A 24914-nucleotide genomic window follows, 5' to 3' on the forward strand; every position below is an offset into this window, starting at 1 on the left:
TCTAGACCTCCAGTCCGAGGATTCGTGACGCGATGATGTTCTTCTGGATCTGCGAGGTACCGCCCATGACGCTCTGTGCGCGGCTGTACAGGTAGGCACTGAGCAACTCGGGGTCTCGGGTCCCGGTCACCGCCAGCGCGGCGTGCCCGACCGACTGCTCCACCCAGGTCATGAGTAGCTTGTCCAGCGAGCCCTGTGGTCCGTGCTTGATGCCGTCGAGTTGTTCGGACAGCCGGCGCCGTACATGCAGGCGCAGCATTTCGGCCTGCACCGCCGCCCATGCCAGATCCTCGGGCACCCTCGTTTGTGCGGCGTCGACCTGAGCCGCCATCTCCCGCACCAGCTTTCCGTACCGCGCGGAGTAGCCCAGCGTCGACGGCTCCCGTTCGTGACTGACCACGGTCATCGCCAACGCCCAGCCCTCCCCCGGTGCGCCGACCATGTGCGAAGCCGGGACCACCGCCCCGTCGAAGGCCACCTGACCGAATTCGGTGGTGACGCCGTTGATCATCTGCAGCGGCCGCTGCTCGATGCCGTCCTGGTGCATCGACACGATGAACGCCGAGATGCCCTTATGGCGGGCCACGGTCTTGTCCGTTCGGGCCAGCACCAGGCACCAGTCGGCCACATCGGAGTAGCTGGTCCAGATCTTGTGGCCATTGATGATGTAGTTGTCCCCGTCACGGGTGGCGGTGGTCGTCAGCGAGGCCAGGTCCGAGCCGGCCCCGGGCTCGGAAAACCCTTGGCACCAGCGCTCGGTGCCGTTGATCATGCCGGGCAGGAACCGTTGCTGCAGTTCCTTGCCGCCGTGCTGCCCCAGTCCGACGACCAGGTAGCCGAGGCTGGGCCGCGGCGGTGCACCGGCGCGGGCGAGTTCCTCATCGACGATGACGTCATAGACCGGCGGCAGGTCCTGACCGCCGAACTCACGCGGCCAAGATGTTCCGAAAAACCCTGCCGCATAAAGGGATTGATGCCACCTCCCCTGCAGCGTCCAGTAATCATCACCTGACGCCTTGAACGACGAAGCATTGTCGGCCAGCCAGGTCCGCAACCGGTCGCGGAATGCCGCTTCCTCGGATGAATCACGAAAGTCCAAGATCGATGTCCTCCAATCCAACAGGCCACAACTCGGTGGACGTCAGTACGCGTCGCAGATAGACGTGCGCCAGACATTCCCAGGTGTTGCCGATGCCGCCGTGTACCTGAATGGCGGTTTCGCAGACCGTGCGTGCGGCGCGGGCGCAGTAGATCTTCGCGATCCGACCGGCGCGCACCGCTTCCTCGGCGGGCAGTTCGTCGACCGCCCAGGCGGCATGCCGCAACACGCTGATCGAGCCCTCGATCAATGCGAGGCCCTCAGCGAGCAGATGGGCGATCGCCTGATACGAGCCGATCGTCGAGCCGTACTGTTCCCGGACTTTCGCGTAGTCACACGCCAGGGCGTGGGCCCCGCGCGCGGCACCGACCAGATCCGCGCTGGTGGCCGCTAGCGCCAACGCCTGCCAACGCAGGGTGTCCTCGGACGACAGCTCGCCGAGTGCCTCTGGCGCCTCGACCACCCCGACCGCACTTCTGGTCAGATCCACACCGGGCGTTCCAGCCTGCGCTGTCGATTCCGGCATCGGGCGGCCGAGCCGACGGGACAGGTCATCGGTGAGAACCGGGCCGAGGAACGGCACGTCGACCAGCCCCCGGCCGAACTCCTCGGCGATGATCGCGACCTCGACACCGGAAGCTCCGTCAGAGCGCAGCGTGCGCCACTCGGTGGCGGCGACCGTGCTCTCCAACCGGGTGATCCGGCCTTCCTCCGACAGTTCCTGGACCGCACCCGGCCCAAGATCGTCGGCCAATTTCGCTGCGGCCTCGCGCAGCTGCTGTTGTTCAGCCGTCAGACGGACGTCCATGCCGCTCCTTCAGCACTCGTCGTAACACCTTTCCGGAAGGTAACCGGGGTATCTCGGTTACGAACTCCACGCGGCTGGGTCGCTTGTACGACGCCAGCCGCTCACCGACAAGCTCGATGAGTTCTTCGGCAGTCGTCGTTGAACGGGTCGCCACGGCGGCGACGATCGCCTCGCCGTCGGCCGGGTCCGGCTCACCGAACACCGCGCAATCGGCGACCGCCGGATGACCGTGTAGCACGGCCTCGATCTCGGCCGGGGCGACCTGAAAGCCGCGTACCTTGACCATCTCCCTGGAACGGTCGGTGATGTGCAGATACCCGTCGGCATCCAGGAAGCCGACGTCGCCGGTGCGATACCAGCTGTCGCAGAACGCCTCTGGCGTCGCGTCAGCAGGCAGGTATCCGGCCATGACCGAGTCCGACCTCAACTGGATCTCGCCGTCCTCGGCGATCCGCACCCGCACTCCCGGCACCGGACGCCCGACGGTGTCGATGCGGACATCGGTGAGCGGATTGCAGGAGATGACGGGCAGTTCGGTGGTGCCGTACGCGGTGAGCCATCCCACCCCCGTCCGTTCGGTGACGGTCTCGGCGACGCTGCGGGTGACGGGCGTGGCGCACCACATGATGTAGCGCAGTGATGACAGATCGTAGCTGTCCAGCCCGGGGTGGGAGGCCAGCGCCAACGCGATCGGGGCCACCGCCATCTCGATGGTGATCCGGTCGGATGCGATGTGGCGCAACATCGCATCGATGTCGAATCGGCGGTGCAGCCGAATCCAGGCGCCGGTGTCCAGCGCCATCACGATGTTGAGCAGCCCGAGGATGTGCGAAGGCGGCGTCATGATCTGCATGCGGTCGGCCGCCGTAAGGCCAAGGGCGTCACGCCAGTGCCGCACCGCAACAGCCAAGGCGCGGTGTGTGTGCCGGACCGCCTTGGGCATCCCGGTGGTTCCCGAACTGAACACGAACAACGCATCGGAATCGGGACTCGGCGGTTCGTACGCTCGGTGAGTTGGGACGATCGGTTCGTCGAGGCGCAGCATCGGCAGCTGCTCGGCGAGCGCCGCGTGGTCTCCGACGGCATACGCGGGGTCGGTGAGCGACAGCGCGTGCGCGACCTCAGCGGTTTTCCAAGCGGGACTGATCAACACCGCCGCGGCACCCAGCTGCCAGATGGCGCGCAGGGCGACCACGAATTCGGGCCTGTTCGAGGACATGATCGCCACCCGATCGCCCGGCCCTACCCCGTGGCGCTCCAGCGTGGTGGCCATGCCGGCTGCCAAGTCATCGAGATCGGCGAGGGTGTAGTCGCGATCCTCGAATGAAAGCGCGACAGTGTCAGACAAGAGCCGCAACCCCTTCCTGAGAAGTCGACGATCGCGCCGAGGACACCGAGAAGATACTATCATTTAAAGAGAATGATATTCTCTTTAAGTCAGAATGCTAGTGCGCAGGGGAGTCTCATGACGGCAGAAGCGATGTCCGCCGATACCGCCAGTAAAACCGGTGGTCAGGTGACGATCATGCTCGACCGCGAACAGGCGTCGGTGCCCAGACGGCCGGGCGAGACGCTCCTGGAGAGCGCCCGCCGCGCCGGCATGACGCCGCCGTTCTCCTGCGAGGCAGGCAACTGCGGTACCTGCATCGCCAAGCTCATCGACGGCGCTGTCAGCATGCGCGTCAATGACGCGCTCGACGATGACGAGGTCGCCGACGGCTGGGTGCTGACCTGCCAGGCCGTGCCGGACACCGACTGCGTGACGGTCTCCTACGACGAGGATTGAACCCCCGGGTCGGCGTACTCGTCGAATGCCGGCGCCTGCCGGTACTCGGGCTCGTATCCGCCGATGTGGATGGGGCTGCCGACCAACCGGAATTCACCGGCCGAGACAAGTGCCTCGGGCGTGATGGCGAGCGCCTCGGGCAGCGTGCGCACGGCAGCGGCCGGGATCCCGAGAGGCTTCAGCCGGGATTCCCACCCGGAAGCGGTGTCCGCCGCCAGCGCAGTGGTCACCACGGCGATCACCTCGTCGCGTTGAGCGGCCCGCTCGGCCATCGTCGAGAAACCCCCGATGCCCGCCTCACCGGCGAACGACTTCCAGAACCCGTCATGGGTGACGAACAGCGCCAGGTACCCGTCCTGGGTCGGGAACAGCTGGGCCGGAACGTAGTAGGAGTGCGCACCGAAGGGGTACCGACGCGGCTCGGCGCCGTCGTTGAGATACGCCGACGCCCGGTAGTTCAGCTGCGAGAGCATCACATCGCGCAACGACACGTCGACCTGACCGCCGCGCCCGGAGATGATCATCGCCAACAGCCCGAGTGCCGCGGTCAATCCGGTCGAATTGTCCGCCGACGAGTATCCCGGCAGCGTGGGCGGACCATCGGGATCACCGGTCATCGCCGCCACTCCGGTGGCTGCCTGGATGACATAGTCGAACGCCGGATCGTCACCGCCGTCAAGTCCGAATCCGGTCATCGCCACGCAGACGATCTTGTCGTTGACCTCACGCAGTGCTTCATATGTGAGACCGAGTCGGCGGATCACCGAAGGTTTCATGTTCACCAGCAGTGCGTGCGAGTCAGCCACCAGCTCGGCAAGTTTCGCCTGACCGGACGCGGATGCGAGGTCCAGGCACACGCTGCGTTTTCCCCGGTTGAGGCTCGCGAAATAGCTGTCCCCGACCTGCCGGGAGATTTCACCACCCGGCGGCTCGACCTTGATCACCTCAGCGCCCAGATCGGCCAGCATCATCGTCGCGTACGGGCCTGCCAACATCACGCCGACCTCGATGACGCGAATGCCCGCCAGCGGCGCGCCCACCGCGCTCACTGCACGGCCTTGGCCAGCTCCGCAATCACCTCGCGGGTGCGGTACTTCGACGCGATCAGCTCGTCGCGGGTGTCCCCGATCGGCAACAGCCGCACCGACAGATCTGTCACACCGGCGTCGGCGAACTTCTTGAAGCGCGCCAGGATCGCCTGCTCATCACCCGCCGCGCAGAGGTCCCCGACATTGCGGGCATCGCCACGATCCAACAGTTTCTGGTAGTTGGGGGATGTCTCCGCCTCGGCAAGAATGCGATTGGCACGTTCCTTGGCAGCGTCGATCTCCGAATTCGCACAGAGGCACACCGGGATACCGGCCACAATCCGGGGTGCAGGGCGGCCCGCGTGGTCCGCGGCCTTGTTGATCCGCGGCGCGATGTGGTCACCGATGGCGCGCTCGTCTGCCATCCACAGCACGGTGCCGTCGGCCATCTCCCCGGCGATCTGCAACATGACCGGCCCCAGCGCGGCGATCAGCACCGGCAGCGGCGTTTCGGCGCCGAGCGCGGTCGGGTTGTGCACGGTGAACGACTCATTCTCAACGTCTACCGGTCCAGGTCCGGCCAGGGCGGCGTTCAGCACCTCGAGATAGTTCCGGGTGTAGGCGGCCGGCTTCTCGTAGGGCAGGCCCAGCATGTCGCGGATGATCCAGTGGTGTGACGGGCCGACGCCGAGGGCAAGTCGACCCTCGGACATCGCGTGAGTCGACAACGCCTGGCGCGCAAGGGCAATCGGATGCTGCGCCTGCAGCGGCACCACAGCGGTTCCGAGCTCGATGCGTGACGTGTGCCCGGCCATCAGGGTCGCCATGGTCAGCGCGTCGAAATCATCGGGCACCTGCGGCATCCATGCAGTGTCCAGTCCCGCGGCCTCAGCCCACTGGATATCGGATACCAGCTTGTTGACCTTGCGGGCCATATCGCCACGCTCGGCCCCGATCATCACGCCCAGTCTCATATGCCCACCCCGCTTCGCCCGCCCAACCTCATATGCCTGCCTTCCCAGTCAACGCGCGAACCTCGGTCACGAGGCTGTCCAGCGGCGTGCCGGTCGGGAACACCGCGGCCGCACCGACGTCCAGCAGCTTCTGGACATCGCTCTGCGGGATGGTGCCACCGACGACCACGGCGATGTCGCCGGCGTCGGCTGCGCGCAACGCATCGACGATGCGCGTGGTCAGCGCCACATGAGCACCGGAAAGGATCGAAAGACCTACCAGCGCAACGTCTTCCTGCACGGCGATCGAGACGATGTCCTCGATTCGCTGCCGGATGCCGGTGTAGATGACCTCGAACCCGGCGTCACGCAGGGTGCGGGCGACGATCTTGGCGCCCCGGTCATGCCCGTCGAGGCCGGGCTTGGCGACGAGTACTCGGGTAGCCATAGCTAGAACACCACCGGCTGTTGGAATTCGCCCCACACCGACTTCAGCGCCGAAACCATCTCGCCCACCGTGCAGTACGCGTTGGCGCAGTCGATCAGCTTGTGCATCAGATTGTCGTCTCCCTCGGCGGACCGCTTGAGCGCGGCAAGAGTGTCGGCCACCAGGACAGGGTCGCGTTCCGCCTTGACCTTCATCAGCCGTTTGAGTTGCAGGTCGCGACCCTGCGCATCCAGCTCGTAGGTGGCGATCTCGGGCGGTGGCTCGTCGGAGACAAATCTGTTGACCCCGACAACGGGCCGATCGCCGGTTTCCACCTCCCGATGGATCTTGAACGCCTCGTCGGCGATCAGGCCCTGCAGGTAACCGTCCTCGATGCACCGGACCATCCCGCCATGACGCTCCAGGTCGTCCATGATCTCGATGATCTTCGCCTCGCTGGCATCGGTGAGTGCTTCGACGAAGTACGAACCACCCAACGGGTCAGCCACTTTCGTGACGCCCGTCTCGTAGGCCAGGATCTGCTGGGTGCGCAGCGCCAGCGTCGCCGATTCCTCGCTGGGTAGCGCGAACGGCTCGTCCCAGGCGGCGGTGAACATCGACTGCACGCCACCGAGCACCGAAGCCATCGCCTCGTAGGCGACCCGCACCAGGTTGTTCTGCGCCTGCGGGGCGTAGAGGGAGGCACCGCCGGATACGCAGCCGAACCGGAACATTGAGGCCTTGTCGGCGGTGGCGCCGTAGCGCTCCCGCACGATCGTCGCCCAACGGCGCCGTCCGGCGCGGTATTTGGCGATCTCCTCGAAGAAGTCACCGTGTGTGTAGAAAAAGAACGAGATCTGCGGCGCGAACTTGTCGATGGTCATCCGGCCGCGCTCGATGACGGTGTCGCAGTAAGTGACGCCGTCGGCCAGGGTGAACGCCATCTCCTGCATGGCGTTGGCGCCGGCATCGCGGAAGTGCGCACCGGCCACCGATATCGCATTGAAGCGCGGCACCTCGGCCGCGCAGAACTCGATGGTGTCGGCGATCAGCCGAAGTGAGGGTTCCGGCGGCCAGATCCAGGTGCCACGCGAGGCATATTCCTTGAGGATGTCGTTCTGGATGGTGCCGGTCAGTTTCTCCCGCGGGACGCCCTTCTTCTCGGCAGCGGCGACGTAGAACGCCAGCAGGATGGCAGCGGTCCCGTTGATGGTGAAGCTGGTGCTGATCGCCTCCAGCGGGATGCCGTCGAACAGCACCTCGGCATCGGCCAGGGTGTCGACGGCGACGCCTACCCGACCGACCTCTTCCCCGTACTCGTCGTCGTCGGAGTCGTACCCGCACTGGGTCGGCAGATCCAGCGCCACGGACAGGCCGGTACCGCCCTGGCGGAGCAGATACCGGTAGCGCTGGTTGGACTCCTCGGCAGTGCCGAAGCCCGAGTACTGGCGGAACGTCCAGGTCTTTCCGCGGTAGCCGGAGGCAAAGTTGCCACGGGTGAACGGGTAGGCACCGGGTGCCGGCGGTTCGCCCGAGCGGTCACCTGGCCCGTATACGGGCGCCAGCGGGATGCCCGAGGGGGTCTCAACGTCGTCGCTCATCACTCGATAACGTACTTGCCAAAAATGAGAATGCCAATACCGCACGACGGAAATGCGCGGCCTGCACTGGCGCTAAACCGTCCGGTAGGCGACGTTACGCGCCCGGCGAAGGCTTATGATTACGGGACTTGCCAAAAATGAGAATGGCAATACCATCAGGAAATCGGCCGCAAACGCCGATGCGCGAGGAGGCCAATGTCCACCCAGCAGGACTCATTCACCGATCGCACGCTTGTGGTGTCGGGCGGTAGCCGCGGTATCGGCCTGGCGATCGCACTCGGCGCTGCGCGACGCGGGGCGAATGTGGTGCTGCTGGCCAAGACCGCCGAACCACACCCCAAACTCCCTGGCACCGTCCACACCGCTGTCGCCGACGTCGAGGCCGCCGGAGGTAAGGCGGTCGCGGTGGTCGGCGACGTCCGCAAAGAAGAGGACGTGCAGCGCGCCGTCGATGCTGCCGTCGAGCATTTCGGCGGGATCGACATCGTGGTCAACAACGCCAGCGCCATCGCCACCGAACCCACCGAGGCGCTGTCGGCCAAGAAGTTCGACCTGATGATGGACATCAACATCCGCGGCACCTTCCTGCTGACCAAGGCTGCAGTGCCCCATCTGCGCGCCGCCGCGGCGCGCACGCGAGGAGCACAGACAGCCGGCGCGCATGTGCTGACGCTGGCCCCGCCGCTGAACATGAACCCTTACTGGTTGGGGGCACATCCGAGCTACACCCTGTCGAAGTACGGGATGACGCTGCTGTCTTTGGGCTGGGCGTCCGAGTACGCCGAGGACGGTATCGGGTTCAGCTGCCTGTGGCCGCAGACCTACATCGCGACATCGGCAGTGACCAACCTCGCCGACGGTCAGGACCTGGTCGCCGCCTCCCGCCGCCCCGAGATCATGGCCGACGCGGCCGTCGAGATCCTGTCGCGCGCGGCAGCCGAGGTCACCGGTCAGACATTCATCGACTCCGAGGTGCTCACCGCGGCGGGCTCGGCAGATCTGTGCCGCTACGGTGGCGGGGACAATCCCATCATCGACATCTTCATCGACGCACCGGGACAGGGCCTATGAGCATTTCGCTGCTGCTGGAGATGGCAGCGTCGAGCAACCCCGACCGCATCGCGGTGGTGTCCGACGACCTGCGCCTCAGCACGGCCGAGGTCAGCGCGCTCGCCGACGGCGGCGCCGGTGTCATCACCGCGACGGGGGCTGCGCAGGTCGCTTATGTGGGCACCGGCGGCGCGCTGCTGCCGCTGCTGCTGTTCGCCTCGGCCCGCGCCGGCGTGCCGTTCACCCCGTTGAACTACCGACTCAGTGCCGACGGCCTGCGGGAGCTCATCGACCGGCTGCCCGAGCCCCTGGTGATCGCCGACGCCGAGTACGCCGACGTGGTCAGCGGGGCCGGCAAACAGATGATCACCGCCGAGGAGTTCCTGGCGGCGGCCCGCTCGGCCGACCCGGTTTCGGAGTTCGTCGACCCCGACGCCGTGGCCGTGGTGCTGTTCACCTCGGGCACCACCTCGCGCCCCAAGGCCGTCGAGCTCACCCACAACAACCTGACCAGCTACATCACCGGCACAGTCGAATTCGACTCGGCCGCAGCGGAAGACGCAGCACTGATCTGCGTGCCGCCGTATCACATCGCGGGCGTGAGCGCGGCCATGTCGAATCTCTACGCCGGCCGGAAAATGGTGTACCTGCGCAATTTCGACGCCGATAAATGGGTCGAGCTGGTGCGCACCGAAGGCGTCACGTCGGCGACAGTGGTGCCGACCATGCTCGACCGCATCGTCACCGCACTGGAGACGACCGGTGCCGAGTTGACGACGCTTCGCAACCTCGCCTATGGCGGCTCGAAGGTCGCACTGCCGCTGGTGCGCAAGGCACTGCACTTGCTGCCGGCTGTCGGCTTCGTGAACGCCTACGGTCTGACCGAAACCAGTTCCACGATCGCGGTTCTCGGTCCCGACGACCATCGGGCCGCGCTGGCCGCCCGGGACGCGGCCGGGATGCATCGGCTCGGCTCGGTCGGCCAGGTGGTGCCCGGGATCGAGGTGCAGATCCGCGCCGAGGACGGCACGGTGCTCGACGCCGGTCAGACCGGTGAGCTGTTCGTGCGCGGCGAGCAGGTCTCGGGCCGGTACTCCGAGATCGGGTCGGTCCTCGACGAGCAGGGCTGGTTCCCCACCAAAGACGTTGCGATGCTTGACGCCGACGGCTATCTGTTCATCGGCGGGCGCTCCGACGACACCATCATCCGCGGCGGGGAGAACATCGCGCCTGCCGAGATCGAGGACGTCCTCGTCGAGCATCCCGATGTCCGGGACGTGGCCGTGGTCGGGCCGGAGGATCCACAGTGGGGCCAGATCATCGTGGCCGTCGTGGTACCCGCCGACGGGGTGTCCCCGGATCCGGATCAGCTGCGCGACCACGTGCGCAAGCAGTTGCGGGGATCGCGCACCCCAGATCGCGTCGTCTTCCGCGATGAACTGCCGACCAACGCCACCGGCAAGGTGCTGCGCCGCCAACTCGTCGATGAACTCGCACCCATCTCAAAGGAGTCAGCATTGTGATCAAGAACGGCACCCGCCTGCAGAGCCAGGTGTGCGACACCCAGGTCATCGTGGTCCGCAGCGCCGACAGCCTGGACGATCTGCGCGCCGGTGGCGCCGCGATGGTGCCGCTGGACGCTCAAAAAGACGACGGCGCAACGATCGATCCGGCATTCTCCGAGGGCAATCTGATGGGCAAGCGTTACGTCGACGATGCCGGTGCCGAGGTGCTGGTCACCAAGGCCGGCGCCGGGACGCTATCGATCGGCACCACCCCGCTGGGTCTCAAGGAAGCCAAGCCGCTGCCTGCCAGCGACTGAACCCGCGACTGTGAACCGTCTGCGAGAATTCGGCCGGCAACTCGCAGGGCTTTCACGTTCGCGAATAACCACGCTCGGGTTGCTGTTCTTGTCGTTTCGACAAATCGACCGAGTTTCCCACGGCGGCAAAACACCCGATAGCGCTCACCGTACCCAGCACCATCAGCAAAAGCGCAGCGGGCCAGGAAGCTTGCGTCTGCGACACCAGGAATGTGGCGACCAGAGGGGTGAATCCGCCCAGAAGACTGGCGCCCTGGTAACACAGAGAGATACCTGTGTACCGGAGGTGGGCTGGGAACTGGGCGGCCAAGAGCGCAGGCAGCATTGCCCAGAGACCGGTCTGGAACATGGTGGCCACACCCTGTCCGAACCAAATCGCCACGGGTATTTCCGTATTGAGTAGCCCGAAGAGCGGAAATGCCCATGCGGCAACAAGTGCCGCCCCCGCCCCGGCGAGGAAACGAGGCTTGCGCGTCGACGCCCAGAGGCCGATTACCAGGATCAGGCAGCCCTGGATCGCGGAGGTGATGATCTGACCGATCAAGCCGATGCTGCGGTCCAAACCGAGTTCTTCGACTGCGTAGGAGACGACGAAGGTATTGACGAGGAAATATCCGCCGCTGGTGAGCATCGCTGCACTCAGTCCGATGAGCAGTGGCTTCTTGCAGGTCTTGAAGAGCTCGGCAAGTGGGACGGTCACCTGTTTGCGATCTCGTTGGACCTTGACGAAGTCAGGGGTTTCGTCGATGCCAGCGCGGATAAGCAGGCCGACCACAAGGAGTGCAGCCGACACCAGGAAAGGTATGCGCCAACCGTACGAGTGGAAGGCCTCGTCTGACATGAAGCCCATCAGTAGGACCATGGCGGTGGACAACAGCAGGCCCGCGGGGGAGCCCAGCTGAGGGATCGCTCCGTAGAACGCCGCTTTTCCCTTCGGCGCGTGCTCAACCGATACCAGCGAGGCACCGCCCCATTCACCACCGAGCGCGAAACCCTGGACGCATCGCAAGAACACCAGCGCAATCGGCGCCCAGACGCCGGCCGTCGCATACGTCGGCAACAGACCGATCAATGTGGTCGCGCTACCCATCATCAGAAGGGTGACGACCAGCACGCGTTTGCGGCCGAGCCTGTCTCCGTAGTGACCGAAGACGATCGCACCCAGTGGACGCAACAGGAAACCAGCGGCGAATGTCGCAAACGCTGCCAGTGTGCCTGCCACAGGATTGTCAGAGGGAAAGAACAGCTTTCCCAAGACGAGTGCAGCTGCCGTTCCGTACAGGTAGAAGTCGTAGTACTCGATCGCTTGGCCGGAGAACGCGCCCAGCGCAGCGCGCTTGTGCTGTGGGCGTACCTGTACGGAATCACCGCTGGCGCTGGTCATTTGGTGGCGCCGTCCTTTACGGCGGTGGCAGCAGTCAGCTCGCGGTGCGCTGCCAGTCCGTCGAGGAACTCGATGATGACGCGCCCCGCCAAGCTGCCGGTCAACCCGAGTGGATCGTGGGGAGGACTGACCGTGTTGAGATCGAACGAGACGACATTCAGCCGACTGAACTGATGAAGAAGTTCGAAGCCTTCCCGGGCCGAAGCTCCTCCCCATTCCGGCATCGCCACTCCGGGTGCTGCTGCAGGATCAAAGAAGTCCATATCCCAGCAGATGTAGACGGGAAGATCACCGATCTCGGCAATCAGACGCTCACCGACTGCCTTCGGACCTTCGCCGATGAACTCATCCATGGACAGGACCCGGTGGCCCACACCGGAGATATTCGTCCGGGTGCCAGTGATCGCGGACAGGGTGCCTCGCGTGCCGATGTGGTAAGTCCGTTCCGGGTCGATCAGCCCTTCTTCGGCTGCCCGGAGGAATGTCGTGGTTGTCGTATACCGGCCGGCACCAGGAACATCCGAAGTGTCTGTGTGCGCGTCGCAGTGAATCACCGCGAGTGTGCCGAACTCGGCGTGCGCGGCACGCAGCTGCGGCAACGTCACCGAGCCGTCTCCCCCAAGCGTTACGGGCACAGTTCCCGCTCGATAAATCGTCGACGCGGCTGCACTGATCTGATCGAACGCATCCTCGAGCCGGCTGGGTGTCAACGAGAGGTTCCCCAGGTCGATGACGTTGAGATCTCTGAGAAAATCTCGATCCGAGTGGAACAGGAACTGGCGATCCGGCAGGTGCGACCGCCGGATGTGGTCGGGCCCCTGACGGCACCCGATTCGAAAATTGTTTGTGCCGGTGTCGAAGGGCAGGCCGAGAAGGGCTGCGCCGACGGGGCGCGATGTACTGCGGGGCACGCCGGCAAAAGTGCCGAGTTCGAACCGGCTGGAGTTGATCTGCTCGAAAGCGCTTGTCATGGAGTGTGAATACCTCGTGGCTCGGGTGAAGGCGCGGCAATTACCGGATGGGCCGTTCGTCGTAGTGCTGGCGTCAGCGCGGCGGCTGACCTAAGCTAACTTGGACACTTGGTCGTACCAAGTGACCAAGCTAACAGTCATTGAATCACTGGCCCAGGACCAACGCAAGAAGATCGGGCGAATTTTCACCGATCCGGACCACCTCCCCTGTCCAGATCACAAGCTCTGAGAGGTCGTTATGTCACCTGGCCAGATCGCACTGCTGGCGGTCGCGGGCGTCTTGGCGGGCTCCGTCAATACCGCCGCAGGCGGTGGCACGTTGATATCGTTCCCTGCGCTGCTGGCGCTCGGCGTTCCGCCTGTGACCGCCAACATCACTTCTGCAATCGGACTGGTTCCGGGTTATGCAGGCGGCGCCTACGCCTACCGACGAGAGTTGCACGGTCAGCGCAGACGATTCGTCGGGTTGTTGGCGGTGAGCATTCTCGGTGGCATTGTTGGGGCGCTGCTCCTGCTGGCCACTCCCGGAAACGCATTCAAGCGTGCCGTTCCGTACTTGGTGATCATCTCCTGCCTGTTGTTGTTGGCGCAGCCGCGACTGGCTGCGTGGGTGAATAACCGAAGACGCCAGGAAGCGACGACAACTCGTAATGAGATATCTCGCTTCGGAATCCAGTCAGGCGGCCTGCTTGCCAGCGTGTACGGGTCGTACTTCGGCGCGGGGCTCGGCGTGCTGCTGCTTGCAGTCCTCGGGATTTTCATCTCCGACGACATGCAGCGACTGAATGCGCTTAAGGCACTTCTGTCGCTCGTCATCGTGACCGCAGGCGCGACGGTCTATATCGGGTTAGGTCAAGTGAGCCTGCTTCAGGTGGCGATCCTGTGCGCCACGTCCTGCATCGGCGGATTCCTCGGTGGGTTCGCCGCCCGGCGACTAAGCCCTGAAACTCTCCGCCGAGCCGTCTGCGTCCTGGGGTTCACCGTGGCCGCAGTTATGCTTAAGCAGGGATGATCGACCAACTGGGCTGGCTATGGCGACAGGCAGTGGCAGGGAGGAACCGAGTGACGATCGATTGGTCGGGCGCTGGTCTGAACGCGTCGATGGTAAGCACCGAGGTTGCCACCTACCTCGAAAAACTCATTGCAACCGGCGAGGTCCGGCCAGGGGAAAAACTTCCCCCCGAGCGGGAAATTGCAGAGAAGCTCGGCGTATCTCGCACCAGCGTTCGACACGCAATGGTGCAGCTTCAAATGAAAGGCCTGGCGGATCGGAAGCCTGGCCGAGGGACTGTGGTTCTCGAACCGAACTCACAAGTTGGTGCGCTACTGGGAGCGTTGAACCAAGCTGATCGCGAAATGCTCCACATCGTCGATCTCAGACACGTGGTCGAACCGTCGATTGCTGCCCGCGCAGCCGAAAGGTCCACCGCGGCAGACCTTCTCCGTATGCGGCAGATTCTCGGTACCTCAAGCGGCGACTTGAGCCCCGACGAGTCCCTCCGGCTCGACGAGGAGTTCCATCAAGCCGTCGCCCGAGCCACCCAGAACCCGCTCCTGGTCGCACTTGTCGAACAGATGAAGCACTGGATCAGCGCCTCCAGACACGGGTCACACGCAACCCGTGAAGGCCGCGAAGCATCAATTGCCGGACATCAGAGAATTCTTGCCGCGATACAGGGCGGCGATCCAGCGCAGGCCTTCATAGCGATGGACGAGCACATCCAGGATGTCGGCCAGATCGTCGAAGACAAACAACTCTCGACTTGAGTACCTAGCCGCAGATATCGGCGATCGCGGCCGCGGTCTGCAGATCTTCGTAGGCCGCCGAATAGCGTTGCGCGAGTGCGAGTGCGATGTCAGGCCGCTGCCACAGCTCCCCCGCGCTGGCAGTGGCCAGCCACAGGGTCAGGCCATGGGCGACGGATGCCCGGTAGCGCAACCAGATCTCCTCGGTGGTAGGAAGTTCGCCGGCGGGCAGGCCCAGCGCGTCGCGGTACTCCTCAAGCAGTACCCGCTCGCTGAGGCGCCGGTCCTCGGTCCGCAACGCGCCCTGAAGGAAATAGCCGAGGTCCAGGGAGAAGTTGCCGCGCCGGGCCACCTGCCAGTCCAGGAAGCCCACGTCCCCGTCGGGCAGCAGATAGGTGTTGCCGATGTGGGCGTCCCCGTGGAGCAGGGTCTGCGAAGAACTGGTCAGCGTGTGGATGTAGGGCTTCCAGATGCCTTCGACGAGCTGATCGATGGACAGTGCGTGGACCGACTCCGGGGCATCGTCACCGAGGCGTTCCAGCGCGGCGGGCAGCGGCGCGTACTGCATGCCGTCCCACGGCACGAAGGGTTCCAGCCAGTCGAGCGCCGGCCGCTCGACGCGGGTGCCCCAGAACTCGCCGTGCATGCGGGCCAGGCCGCGGACGCCGGCGGCCGCCTGCTCGACGGTCAACGGCCGGGTGGCATCGCGGGGATCGGCGTTGCGCGCGGTGAGGTCCTCCATGACAAGCATGAAGTCCTCTTCGGCCTCATCGATCAGTGCCGCGTATACCTTCGGATGTTCAAGTGGCAGAGGTAGATTCGCGTTGAACAGGCGCGGCTCGTGCAAGAGCCCGCTGGTCATCTTGATCATCGCCTTGTGCTCGGGATCGACGGCCTTGACGAATACGGTCGCGGGCCCCGTACCGGCGGAGTAAGTCACCGCCAGCCTCGCACGCCGGTTGGTGCCGTCATCACGTAGTTCGACGGTGACGTCCTCGACCGCAGCGCCGGGGAAATCCCGGGACAGCGCGGCCGTCATCCATTCGGCGGTGATCCCATCCCAGCTCTTGGGGACGGTCAGGCTCGCGGTCATTTGACGAACGCCGGCATCTTGTCCCAGCCGCGGACCGTCGAGGTGGGTGACAGTTGGGCATTGTCCACATCGACCTCCCACTCGGGGAATCGCTTGAGCATCTCCTCGAGGGCGATACGGCCCTCCAACCGGGCCAGTGCCGAGCCGAGGCAGAAGTGGGTGCCGACACTGAACGCCAGGTGCTGACGCTGCTCGCGGTGGATGTCGAAAACCTCACCATCGGGTGGGAACTGGCGGCTGTCCCGAACCGCCGCACCGATGAGCATCATCATGACGCTGCCCTGGGGCACGGTCTGCCCGTGGAAGTCGATGTTCCGGGTGACATAGCGCGCGACATGCGGGGCGGGCGGTTCGAACCGCAGCAGCTCCTCGATGGCTTGCGGGACCAGTGCCGGGTTCTGGACCAGATCGCGCCGCTGATCGGGGTGCTCAGCCAGAACCTTTGCCGCCCAGCCGATCAGACGCGTGGTGGTCTCATTGCCCGCACCTGCCACCACGTTGATGTAGATCAGCAGTTCCTCGCGGGTGAGCTTGCGGGTCACCCCGTGCTCGTCGGTGAACTCGACGTTGAGCAGATCGGTCATGATGTCGTCGGACGGATTGTCCTTGCGCCAGTCGATGTAGGTCTCGAAGATCGAGCCGTCGACCAAGCCCTCCTGGGCCGCCTTCATCGGCTTGCCCGCCTCGGTGCGCAGCTGCGCGTTGCCGTGGTCGCGGATCATCTCCTGATCGTCCTCGGGGATACCCAGCAGGGCGCTGATCACCCGCATCGGCATGATGGCGCCGAAGTCGGTGACGAAGTCGATCTTTCCGGTACCGACCAGCGGGTCGAGGGCCTGCGCGCAGAACTCGCGGATCTTGGGTTCCAGCGCGTTGATCTTTCGCGGGGTGAACATCCGGGACAGCAGTTTGCGATGAATGGTGTGGATCGGCGGATCTTCGAAAATCAGCGCACCGGAAGGGATGTCGATGTCGGCCTTGATCAGTTCGATGATCGCGCCGCGGGCGGAGCTGAAGGTCTCGTGGTCGACCAGCCCCTTGTTGACGTCGGCGAACCGGCTCAGTGCGTAGAAGTCGTGCTGTTCGTTGTAGTACAGCGGCGCTTCGTCGCGCAGCCGGGCGAAGGTCGGATACGGGTTGGCGTTGATCTCGACGTCATACGGGTCGAAGTACACGTCACTGGTGGTACTCACGCTCACAGCGAACCGCCTCTCTGAGGGCTGCGCAGAGTTGCTTACACGCGTAAGTTACACGGCCGAGCATCCGTCCGACAAGGTCTGAGCGGGTTACGGTTGACCGGAGACATGTAACGCTCAGGTGCTGTCGCGCACGATGAGCCGGGCAGGGTCCTCACCGGGCTCGTCAGCGACGGTGGGATAACCGAGTTCGGCCATCATCGCCGGGACCGCGGCATCGACGATGGTCTTGGCGTCGAAGACCACCGAGGTCAGCGGTGGGGAACTCACGGCACCCAGCGGTATCGCGTCGACGCCCATAACCGCGAGATCCCCCGGGCAGCGCAGGCCGGCCCGGCGTATCCCGTGCAGCACGACGAACGCAGTCTCATCGCTTTGCGCACACACCGCCGTCACACCGGCGGACACCCATGTCGACACGATCTCCGCCGCGTCGGACCCGTCGATGTCCACACTGGCGACCTCGATATCGGGCAGCCCGTGTTCGTCGGCGGCCGCTCGCAGACCCGACAACCAGTAGTCACCGAGCGGCCGCAACACCTCGGCGCCGGAGTACGCGAACGCCAAGCGGGTGTGCCCGCGCGACATCAGGTGCTCCACCCGCATCGCCCCGACTGTCAGGTGCAGCGATCCGAGCGCCCGCAATTTCTCGCTACCGAGGTAGATCTGGGGGATCCCCGCCGCGTCGACCGCCGCGGCCGCGGCGCCGGCGAGCGGGAACACGCCTGCAACCGCGGCAGGGTTGAAGTTCGCGACCGCGTCGACGATGTTCTGGCCGTCGTCGGTCTCAAGCTGCATCGACAGCACGATGCCGTGTCGACCGAGTGCGGTGGTGAGGCGACTGCCGACCTCCAGTGGCAGCTCCCCGAGATCGGTCCGCGGCACGATGTAGAGCACCACCCCGCTGCCGCCGACTGCGAGGTTGCGGGCCGCCAGGTTCGGCCGGTACCCGAGCTGCGCAGCCGCATCTCGCACCGCCGTCTTGGTTTGCTCCGAGATGCGTTGGCCCTCAACATTGTTGAGGACATAGCTGACGGTCGCCGTGGAAACCTTGGCGAGCCTGGCCACGTCGGCCTTCGTCGGCCTGGTAGTGGTTCCTCTGGTGCTCACGGTGCCATCGTGGCACGTTGCTGCTCAGAGAGGTCTCCCGAACCCGGCAACGGGCGGTCGGCACTTTCGCGCAGGGTGAAGACGGTGGCGACCGAGACGACGGCGGCGGCGACGAGGTACAGGGCAGGAGCCAGGTTGTTGCCGGTGGACGCCGTCAGCCAGGTGACGACATAGGGCGTGGTGCCGCCGAAGACCGCGACCGCGATGTTGTAGCCGATCGAGAAGCCGCTGTAGCGCACCCGGGTGGCGAACAGCTCGACACCGGCGGTGACGGCCGTCGCCACACATACCGATTCGATGGCCGCGAGCACGCAGTGGCCGGCGATGGCCGCAACCACCGAACCCGAGTTCATCAGCAAGAACAGCGGATAGGCCAGCACCACGAAGCCCGCTGAGCCGCCGATCAGCAGGGGCCGACGCCCGATCCGGTCCGACAGGGCCGCCAACGGCAGGATCAGGATGAGCGCGACCAGGCTCGCCAGGGTGATCGAGAGGAACGCCTGGGTCTTGGTGAACTGCAGGGTCTTGATGAAGTACGTCGGCAGGAAGGTGAACACGACGTAATAGCCCACGTTGAAAACGATGAACATCCCGATGACCTGCAGGATGTGCTTGCGTGCGGTCCGGATCGCTTCGCGCAGTGGTGATGTGGCGACGCGGTCGGTTTTGTCGAGTGCGGTGAAGGCGGGCGTGTCATCCAGACGCAGCCGGATGTAGAGCCCGACCAGTCCGAGCGGCGCGGCCACCAGGAAGGGGATGCGCCAGCCGAAGCTCTCCATGGCCTCCGGCGCCAACAGCGCCTGAAGCAGGGTCACGGTGATCGAGCCGAGCAGGAACCCGAGCACCCCCGACCAGGCGATGAAGGTGACCACAAAGCCGCGGTGCCGCTGCCCGGCGTATTCGGCGAGATAGACTGCGCCGCCACCATATTCACCGCCTGCCGAGAAGCCCTGCAGGCAACGCAGGCCGAGCAGCAGCAGTGGGGCGGCAACGCCGAGCGTCGTATAGGTGGGCAGTAGCCCGATGCCGAGGGTGGCCGCCGACATCAGCAGGATCACCACTGCCAGGACCTTCTGCCTGCCCAACCGGTCGCCCATGGGGCCGAACACGAACCCGCCGAGGGGCCGCATGAAGAATGCGGCGGCGAAGATCGCGAAAGTGTTGAGCAACGCCGCCGTCTCATTGCCGGCGGGGAAGAAATTGGCGGCGATGTAGGTCGCCAGGAAGCCGTAGATGGCGAAATCGAACCACTCCACCGCGTTGCCGATGGAGGCGCCAGCGATCGCCTTGCGCACGACGGGGTCCACGCGGTGGGAATTCTTCAGCGGGAAAGCCAATGGAAACTCGCCTCTCAGATCGCGAGAGGCGAGTTTACCCATTCGGTTATGCGCGTAAGCCTCTTTTCGGGCATTCGCGCATGCGCATTGGCAATCAGACCCCCGAGAGCACGTCCACGGTTGCGAGCGCCTGGGCGACTCCCGAGACGATCGACGCCAGGCGGATGGCCTCGAAGATCGTCGTGCGTGACACCTCGGCGTCGCGCAGCACGGTCTCATGGGCGGACAGGCAGTGCCCGCAGCCGTTGATCGCCGACACCGCAAGCGACCAGAGCTCGAAGTCCGCCTTCGGGACACCCGGATTGGCGATGATGTTCATCCGCAGCCCGGCACGCAGATCGTCGTAGCGACCGTCGAGCTGACCCTTGGTGCGGTAGAAGACGTTGTTCATCCCCATGATCGAGGCTGCGCCGAGGGCGGCGTGGTACGCCTCTTCGCTGAGCACGTCGAGCGCGTCCTCGGAGATCTCCTTCAGCAGCCGCTCCGATTTCGTGGCTGCCGCCGTCGCCACGAATGCACCCCACAGCTGTTGCTCGGAGAGTTCGGTGCTGTTGGCGATGCTGCCCAGGTTGAGCTTGAGATCCTTGGCGTAGTCCGGCAATGCGGACTTGATGTTGTCCAGACTCACGGTCAGACCGCCTCTGCCAGCAACTCGCCGGCCTTGATCGTCGGATCACCCTTGCGCCAGTTGCAGGCGCACAGTTCGTCGGACTGCAGGGCGTCGAGTACCCGCAGCACCTCGTCGACGTTGCGACCCACCGAACCGGCGGTCACCGAGACGAACTGGACCTCGTTGTTGGGATCGACGATGAACGTCGCGCGGTCCGCGACACCGTCGGCGTTGAGCACGCCGGTGGCCTGCGCGAGTTCACGCTTGAGGTCCGAGGCCATCGGGAAAGGCAGCTTCTTGAGGTCGTCGTGCTGGGCACGCCACTGGAAGTGCACGAACTCGTTGTCCACGGACACGCCGATGACCTTGGCGTCGCGGTCCTCGAAGTCTTCGTTGAGTTTGCCGAAGGCGGCGATCTCGGTCGGGCACACGAACGTGAAATCCTTGGGCCAGAAGAAGATGATCCGCCACTTGTCGTCGTGGTCCTTGTTGGTCACACGGGTGAAGTAATCATCGGGCTGCTTGGCGTCGACCTCGGACAGATCCCCGCCCACCACAGCGGCCAGGTCGTATTCCGGAAACTGAGCGCCAATCGACAAAAGAGCCATTGCAAACATATCCCATCGTCTTCGTTTTCTGGAATAATTCCAGACTGCACGTCCACGATTCTGTCCGTTACGAGGCGGTTGTGGCAACCGGATCCGACGTGATTGTCAACACAACCCGCGGGTTTGCGAGCGGGTCGCATCATTATCTGTGTTGTCGCAACGAGATTGGCGCGCACGTCCGAGTCAGCCATGCGCCGGCGCGTCGAACGTGTCGGGCGGGTAAAACTGGCATGGGTACATGCGGCGGAAGGCAGGGCAGGTGGCAGGTCGGGCGCTCCGCCGGTGGCTGGTCCTGGTGTGTTGCGCGGTCCTGCTGGCGGGTTGCGCCGGCACCACCGTCGTCCAGGGACGTGCGACGTCGATGCTGTTCGACCCCGACCGGGTCGGCGGGCTGCCGGTCACCGAGGGGCACAGCGGTATGCGGCCCGACGCGCCCGCCCCCAGCCGCGGCGCCGAGAACAGTGACGGCGGACAGATCGACAACCTGACGTTGTTGGCGATCGACGACATCGAGGACTTCTGGTCGCACAACTACTCCGGTGGGTCGCTGCCGGGCGCCTTCGCCCCGGTCGGGACCCTGGTTTCGTTCAACTCCGACAAATCGCCCGGGCTGGACATCTGCGGCGAGAACACGTTCGGCCTGACCAATGCGTTCTACTGCTTCAACGACGACCTGATGGCGTGGGACCGCGGCGTCGCAATCCCGGTGGCCGCGCAGTACTTCGGCCAGATGGGTGTGGTCGGCGTGATGGCACACGAATACGGCCACTCGGTCCAGGCCCAGGCCGGGCTCGTCGACCACGCGACGACACCCGTACTGGTCTCCGAACAGCAGGCCGACTGTTTCGCGGGGGTATACCTGCGATGGGTGGCGGCCGGAAATTCACCGCGGTTCGAGCTGAGCACCGGCGAGGGGCTCAACTACGTGCTCGCCGGGCTGATCTACATCCGTGACCCGCTCATGACGAAACTGGACGCCGTGCTGACCGGCAACGAACACGGTTCGGCACTCGACCGGGTCAGCGCGTTCCAGATCGGATTCAGCGGCAACGTCGACCAGTGCGCGGCGATCGACATGAGCGATATCAAGAAGCGTCGGGGAGATCTGCCCAACTTCCTCGATTCGGACCTCTCCGGCGACGCGGAGTCCGGAAACAGCGCCATCACCACAGATCTACTGAACGACGTGATGACGGCGCTGGCGCCGATCTACTCCCCCACGAATCCGCCGTCGCTGAGTACCGACGCCCAGGACTGCCCCGATGCCAAAGCGTCACCGCCGGCGTCGTACTGCCCGTCGACCAACACGATCGTGGTGGACCTCCCCGCACTCAAAGCGCTGGGAGCCGCCAAAAACGAGAACGACGAACAGCAACTGCTGCAGGGCGACAACACCGCAATATCCGTCATCACCTCCCGTTACGCGCTCGCGGTGCAGCACGAGAAAGGCCTGGCCGTCGATACCCCGGTGGCGGCCATGCGCACCGGGTGTCTGACCGGCGTCGGGCAGGCCAGGATGGCCGAACCCGGTCAGCCGATCACCCTGTCGGCGGGCGACACCGACGAGGCGATCAGCGGCCTGCTCACCAACGGGCTGGCGGCCAGCGATGTCAACGGCACCCTGCTGCCCGCGGGATTCAGCCGGATCCTGGCCTACCGGTCCGGCCTGCAGGGCGACGCTGCGCAGTGCTACCAACGTTTCGGTGAGTCAGGTTAAGGAGCGGCGGTGAGCGGTCCCGAACAGCCATGGTGGTCCAGGCCCGGCGGAGCGCCGCCACCCGGCGCCCCCGCCGGCCGGCCTGCGATTCCGCATCGGCCGCCTCCGCGCACTCCACGGCCCAATCCCTACGGTCCGCCTCACCCCCCGCTCCGGCCACCCAACCCTCACCGGCCCGATCCCCCTCGCGCCCGCCCGGCGCCCAAGCCGTCGCGGACCTGGGCCCTCGCGGCGGGTGCGGCCGTCGGTGCCATGGTGCTCGTTGCCATCGGGTGGGCCGTGTGGACGCTGGGGGCGTCGGGCGGCACGGTGCTGGACGTCCATCGCGCCGAGGCAGGAGTGACGCAGATCCTGTCCGATCCGCTCAACGGCTACGGGGCCAACGCGGTCGCGGCGGTGGTGTGCAACAACGGTGAGAACCCACAGGTCCGGGTCGGCGCCACTTTCACGTGCGAGGTCGACATCAACGGGACAGTGCGTCGCGTGAACGTGGAATTCACCGACGACGACGGAACGTACGCGGTGGACGGCCCGAGGTAGGCCCATATCGGCGTGGCCGACTATGACCAAGATCACATTGACACCGAGCGGTGACTACCGTCATAAACCCAGGATGCATAGGGTATTTAGAGGCCCTACTATTCTCTTGTGCTATGGGTCGGGAACCTCTGAACAGCGCCGTGGTCGAACGGCCGGAGTCCAGCATCGAGCACTACGTCGGCGCGGACGGGACGATCGTCGTACCTGACGGCGTGACGTTGACGTCGTTCCTGGACCGCAACCGCAGCACATTCGGCGACGAGGCGTGCTACCGCTTCCTCGATTACTCGCAGGACCCGGAAGGGCGGGCGGTCGAACTCAGCTGGAATGCGTTGTGGGCGCAGGTCTGCGCCATCGGCGCTCGTCTGCAGCAGGTCACCGCGGCCGGTGATCGCGTGGCGATCCTGGCCCCTCAGGGGGTCGAGTACGTGGCGGCGTTCTTCGCGGCCATCCACGCGGGCAACGTCGCGGTCCCCCTGTTCGCGCCGAGCCTCTCAGGTCATGCGGAACGGTTGGCCGCGGTGCTGACCGACGCCAAACCCACGGTGGTGCTGACGACGACCGCCGCGTCGGAGTCGGTGCGGACCTTCCTGCGGAACCTGCCCGCCGCGAGCCGCCCTCGGTTGATCGCGGTGGACGCCGTTCCCGACGCCCTCGGCGCGATGTTCACCGGGGCGTCGCTGGACTCCGACGACATCGCCTACCTGCAGTACACGTCGGGCTCGACCCGCAGCCCGGCCGGCGTGGAGATCACCCACCGCAACGTCTGCACCAACGTCCTGCAGATGATCCTGGCCGGCGATCTGGACATGGGCGTGCGCAGCGTCAGTTGGTTGCCGCTCTATCACGACATGGGTCTGATCATGATCATGTTCCCGGCGCTGTGCGGGGGTCAGATCACGCTGATGGATCCGATGGCCTTCGTTCGGCGGCCCTACCGCTGGATCAAGCAACTCGCCGCCGAGGCGGTGTACGGCCGGACCTTCGCGGCGGCACCGAATTTCGCATTCGAGCTGACCGCCGAACGTGGGCTGCCGCCCGAGGGTGAAGCCCTCGACATGAGCAACGTGGTGACCCTACTCAATGGGTCTGAGCCGGTGACCCTGGCGGCCGTCGAGAAGTTCACGACGGCATTCGCTCCCTACGGCCTGCCCGCCACCGCGATCAAACCGTCCTACGGAATGGCCGAAGCCACGCTTTCGGTGGCCAGCATCGCGCCCACCGCCGCGGCAGGCGCCGTTCACCTCGATCGCGCGCAGCTGTCCGACGGACTGGCAGTGACCGTCGCCGCCACCGATCCCGGCGCCGTCACCCACGTGTCATGCGGTCAGCCCATCCCCAACCAGTGGGCGGCGATCGCCAACGCCGACGGCGAAGAGGTGCCGGACCGCACGGTCGGCGAAATCTGGCTGCACGGCAACAACATCGGCCGCGGCTACTTCGGCAGGCCCGATGAGACCGAGCGGGTCTTCGGCAACAAACTGCAGACCCGCCTTGCGACCGGTAGCCACGCCGAAGGTGCTCCGGAGAACGGCTACTGGTTGGCCACCGGCGATCTCGGCGTCTACATCGACGGCGAGCTGTATCTGACCGGCCGGATCAAAGACCTGATCGTCATCGATGGACGCAACCACTACCCGCACGACATCGAGACGACGGTGAGCAACGCCTCCAAAGGGGTGCGCTCCGGTTACGTCACCGCGTTCTCGGTGCCCGGTGAGCGCGGCGAGGAACTCGTCATCGTCGCAGAACGCGCCGCAGGTGCGGGTCGCGCCGACCCCGGACCGATCGCCGACGCCGTGCGCGCGGCGGTGTCCCGCCAACACCACGTCCGCGTCGCCGACGTGCGCATGGTCGCCGCCGGGGTCATCCCGCGGACGACGAGCGGAAAACTTGCCCGGAATGCCTCTCGCAGTGAGTATCTGGCTGGACGGTTTGATCGGTAAGTCGGCAGTGTTGCGTACCTCCTGAAATGAAGTACCGCCGGTAGTGCCGTCCCTTTCGCTGGGGTGGCACCCCGATATGGTT

The 24914-nt window shown here is 65.3% G+C and carries 24 protein-coding genes; 9 read left to right on the forward strand and 15 right to left on the reverse strand.

The genetic code is table 11. From position 1 onward, the window contains the following. Window position 1: 1 nt before the first annotated feature. From M1247_RS23515 to M1247_RS23525, 3 genes are read right to left on the reverse strand one after another with little or no spacing between them, the layout of a single operon-like run. Window positions 2-1099, reverse strand: a complete 1098-nt coding sequence (locus tag M1247_RS23515; protein ID WP_317158798.1) for an acyl-CoA dehydrogenase family protein — start codon at window positions 1097-1099, stop codon at window positions 2-4. Further along, window positions 1086-1907 (reverse strand): acyl-CoA dehydrogenase family protein, encoded by an 822-nt coding sequence (locus M1247_RS23520; protein WP_317158799.1) that lies wholly within the window; start codon window positions 1905-1907, stop codon window positions 1086-1088. The genes M1247_RS23515 and M1247_RS23520 overlap by 14 nt, the downstream gene beginning before the upstream one ends. After that, window positions 1885-3255: a class I adenylate-forming enzyme family protein gene (locus M1247_RS23525; protein ID WP_317158800.1), complete on the reverse strand. Its 1371-nt coding sequence runs from the start codon at window positions 3253-3255 to the stop codon at window positions 1885-1887. The genes M1247_RS23520 and M1247_RS23525 overlap by 23 nt, the downstream gene beginning before the upstream one ends. Before the next feature lie 117 nt (window positions 3256-3372). On the opposite strand from M1247_RS23525, the gene M1247_RS23530 reads away from it, so the two are divergent. Further along, window positions 3373-3693: a 2Fe-2S iron-sulfur cluster-binding protein gene (locus tag M1247_RS23530; protein ID WP_317158801.1), complete on the forward strand. Its 321-nt coding sequence runs from the start codon at window positions 3373-3375 to the stop codon at window positions 3691-3693. Here M1247_RS23530 and M1247_RS23535 read toward each other — a convergent pair. Genes M1247_RS23535 through M1247_RS23550 form a run of 4 tightly spaced genes read right to left on the reverse strand, consistent with a single transcriptional unit; the run spans window position 3678 to window position 7702 of the window. Then, window positions 3678-4742, reverse strand: a complete 1065-nt coding sequence (locus M1247_RS23535; RefSeq protein WP_317158802.1) for a CaiB/BaiF CoA transferase family protein — start codon at window positions 4740-4742, stop codon at window positions 3678-3680. The two genes, M1247_RS23530 and M1247_RS23535, sit on opposite strands and share 16 nt — an antisense overlap. After that, window positions 4739-5695 (reverse strand): LLM class F420-dependent oxidoreductase, encoded by a 957-nt coding sequence (locus tag M1247_RS23540; RefSeq protein WP_317158803.1) that lies wholly within the window; start codon window positions 5693-5695, stop codon window positions 4739-4741. The genes M1247_RS23535 and M1247_RS23540 overlap by 4 nt, the downstream gene beginning before the upstream one ends. A gap of 28 nt (window positions 5696-5723) precedes the next feature. Continuing rightward, window positions 5724-6122 (reverse strand): cobalamin B12-binding domain-containing protein, encoded by a 399-nt coding sequence (locus M1247_RS23545; RefSeq protein WP_317158804.1) that lies wholly within the window; start codon window positions 6120-6122, stop codon window positions 5724-5726. 2 nt (window positions 6123-6124) lie between these two features. After that, entirely contained in the window at window positions 6125-7702 is a 1578-nt protein-coding gene (locus tag M1247_RS23550) for a methylmalonyl-CoA mutase family protein (RefSeq protein ID WP_317158805.1), read from the reverse strand. Between the two features lie 195 nt (window positions 7703-7897). Between M1247_RS23550 and M1247_RS23555 the strand changes: the two genes are divergently transcribed. The 3 genes from M1247_RS23555 to M1247_RS23565 are packed head-to-tail and all read left to right on the forward strand — an operon-like array spanning window position 7898 to window position 10574. After that, window positions 7898-8773 carry an SDR family oxidoreductase gene (locus M1247_RS23555; protein ID WP_317158806.1) on the forward strand — a complete coding sequence of 292 codons (876 nt, stop codon included), beginning with the start codon at window positions 7898-7900 and terminating at the stop codon, window positions 8771-8773. After that, window positions 8770-10275, forward strand: coding sequence for a class I adenylate-forming enzyme family protein (locus tag M1247_RS23560; RefSeq protein WP_317158807.1), 1506 nt, complete (start codon window positions 8770-8772; stop codon window positions 10273-10275). The genes M1247_RS23555 and M1247_RS23560 overlap by 4 nt, the downstream gene beginning before the upstream one ends. Continuing rightward, on the forward strand, window positions 10272-10574 hold the full coding sequence (locus M1247_RS23565) for a hypothetical protein (RefSeq protein ID WP_317158808.1): 303 nt from the start codon (window positions 10272-10274) through the stop codon (window positions 10572-10574). Before M1247_RS23560 ends, M1247_RS23565 begins: the two co-directional genes overlap by 4 nt. A 52-nt stretch (window positions 10575-10626) precedes the next feature. Here M1247_RS23565 and M1247_RS23570 read toward each other — a convergent pair whose 3' ends face one another. Together M1247_RS23570 and M1247_RS23575 are read right to left on the reverse strand one after the other, a co-directional pair. Next, window positions 10627-11958, reverse strand: a complete 1332-nt coding sequence (locus M1247_RS23570) for an MFS transporter (RefSeq protein WP_317158809.1) — start codon at window positions 11956-11958, stop codon at window positions 10627-10629. Further along, complete coding sequence (locus M1247_RS23575; RefSeq protein ID WP_317158810.1) at window positions 11955-12929, reverse strand: arginase family protein; 975 nt, start codon at window positions 12927-12929, stop codon at window positions 11955-11957. The genes M1247_RS23570 and M1247_RS23575 overlap by 4 nt, the downstream gene beginning before the upstream one ends. Window positions 12930-13167: 238 nt before the next feature. Between M1247_RS23575 and M1247_RS23580 the strand changes: the two genes are divergently transcribed. Beyond that, complete coding sequence (locus tag M1247_RS23580; protein WP_317158811.1) at window positions 13168-13941, forward strand: sulfite exporter TauE/SafE family protein; 774 nt, start codon at window positions 13168-13170, stop codon at window positions 13939-13941. Between the two features lie 50 nt (window positions 13942-13991). Beyond that, complete coding sequence (locus M1247_RS23585; RefSeq protein WP_317158812.1) at window positions 13992-14696, forward strand: FadR/GntR family transcriptional regulator; 705 nt, start codon at window positions 13992-13994, stop codon at window positions 14694-14696. 4 nt (window positions 14697-14700) lie between these two features. Here M1247_RS23585 and M1247_RS23590 read toward each other — a convergent pair whose 3' ends face one another. The 6 genes from M1247_RS23590 to M1247_RS23615 all read right to left on the reverse strand — a co-directional run bounded on the left by M1247_RS23590 (window position 14701) and on the right by M1247_RS23615 (window position 20629). Continuing rightward, window positions 14701-15768, reverse strand: a complete 1068-nt coding sequence (locus M1247_RS23590; RefSeq protein ID WP_317158813.1) for a phosphotransferase — start codon at window positions 15766-15768, stop codon at window positions 14701-14703. Continuing rightward, the gene (locus tag M1247_RS23595; protein WP_317158814.1) at window positions 15765-16967 is read right to left on the reverse strand and encodes a cytochrome P450; all 1203 of its coding nucleotides are present in this window, start codon (window positions 16965-16967) and stop codon (window positions 15765-15767) included. The genes M1247_RS23590 and M1247_RS23595 overlap by 4 nt, the downstream gene beginning before the upstream one ends. A 114-nt stretch (window positions 16968-17081) precedes the next feature. After that, the gene (locus tag M1247_RS23600) at window positions 17082-18074 is read right to left on the reverse strand and encodes a LacI family DNA-binding transcriptional regulator (RefSeq protein ID WP_317158815.1); all 993 of its coding nucleotides are present in this window, start codon (window positions 18072-18074) and stop codon (window positions 17082-17084) included. Further along, window positions 18071-19381: an MFS transporter gene (locus M1247_RS23605; RefSeq protein ID WP_317158816.1), complete on the reverse strand. Its 1311-nt coding sequence runs from the start codon at window positions 19379-19381 to the stop codon at window positions 18071-18073. The genes M1247_RS23600 and M1247_RS23605 overlap by 4 nt, the downstream gene beginning before the upstream one ends. 124 nt (window positions 19382-19505) lie before the next feature. Continuing rightward, the gene (gene ahpD / locus M1247_RS23610; RefSeq protein ID WP_317158817.1) at window positions 19506-20039 is read right to left on the reverse strand and encodes an alkyl hydroperoxide reductase AhpD; all 534 of its coding nucleotides are present in this window, start codon (window positions 20037-20039) and stop codon (window positions 19506-19508) included. Between the two features lie 2 nt (window positions 20040-20041). Continuing rightward, window positions 20042-20629 carry a peroxiredoxin gene (locus M1247_RS23615; RefSeq protein ID WP_317158818.1) on the reverse strand — a complete coding sequence of 196 codons (588 nt, stop codon included), beginning with the start codon at window positions 20627-20629 and terminating at the stop codon, window positions 20042-20044. 238 nt (window positions 20630-20867) lie between these two features. Between M1247_RS23615 and M1247_RS23620 the strand changes: the two genes are divergently transcribed. From M1247_RS23620 to M1247_RS23630, 3 genes are all read left to right on the forward strand, one after another. Further along, window positions 20868-22346 carry a neutral zinc metallopeptidase gene (locus M1247_RS23620; RefSeq protein WP_317158819.1) on the forward strand — a complete coding sequence of 493 codons (1479 nt, stop codon included), beginning with the start codon at window positions 20868-20870 and terminating at the stop codon, window positions 22344-22346. 9 nt (window positions 22347-22355) lie between these two features. Then, the gene (locus M1247_RS23625; protein WP_317158820.1) at window positions 22356-22886 is read left to right on the forward strand and encodes a DUF4333 domain-containing protein; all 531 of its coding nucleotides are present in this window, start codon (window positions 22356-22358) and stop codon (window positions 22884-22886) included. A 113-nt stretch (window positions 22887-22999) separates the two neighbouring features. After that, window positions 23000-24832: a fatty acyl-AMP ligase gene (locus tag M1247_RS23630; RefSeq protein ID WP_317158821.1), complete on the forward strand. Its 1833-nt coding sequence runs from the start codon at window positions 23000-23002 to the stop codon at window positions 24830-24832. Window positions 24833-24914: the final 82 nt, after the last annotated feature.

Origin of the sequence: Mycobacterium appelbergii (assembly GCF_032883035.1) — a bacterium.
Classification (GTDB): Bacteria; Actinomycetota; Actinomycetes; order Mycobacteriales; family Mycobacteriaceae; genus Mycobacterium; species Mycobacterium appelbergii.